General features: G+C 53.6%; 1 pseudogene. It reads right to left on the bottom strand.

What is annotated here, in order from left to right:
* Nucleotides 1-394: pseudogene (locus NE473_RS30500) on the bottom strand (family 20 glycosylhydrolase); the annotation flags it as partial.

The raw sequence follows: 394 nt of genomic DNA, 5'->3' as shown, positions 1-394 counted from the left end.
ATACAGATGAATCCCATGGCGTACCATACGGAGACCGTTTTCCATCTCCCGGCGGATCAGCTCGCCGTCGGCACAGGCCAGGGCTGCTTCCGAGACCTCCTTTTCCACCCGGTCCAGATATTCCTTCATGGCGGCAAAGTCGATACAGATCGCAGGTTCCCGGGGAGGAATGGAGTTCGTTTTTACAATGTTGGCGGAAAGAGTCAGGAGCCGCTCCATCTTCGCATCGAATTCCTCAATGGATTCATAAGTGTATTTGCTGGACATGACTGCGAATGCCAGCGTGGTGTTGTACAGCGGCGCATGCTCTAAGTGGTAGTAGTTGCCAAGGTCCCAGGCAGTCTGGAAGGCGTTTTCTGCAACCGTTTCATCTATGAAAGCCCCGCAGAAAACG

This window comes from Hungatella sp. SL.1.14 (assembly GCF_024460495.1).
GTDB lineage: Bacteria > Bacillota > Clostridia > Lachnospirales > Lachnospiraceae > Hungatella > Hungatella hathewayi.
This window is presented reverse-complemented; position numbering and strand designations above follow the sequence as displayed.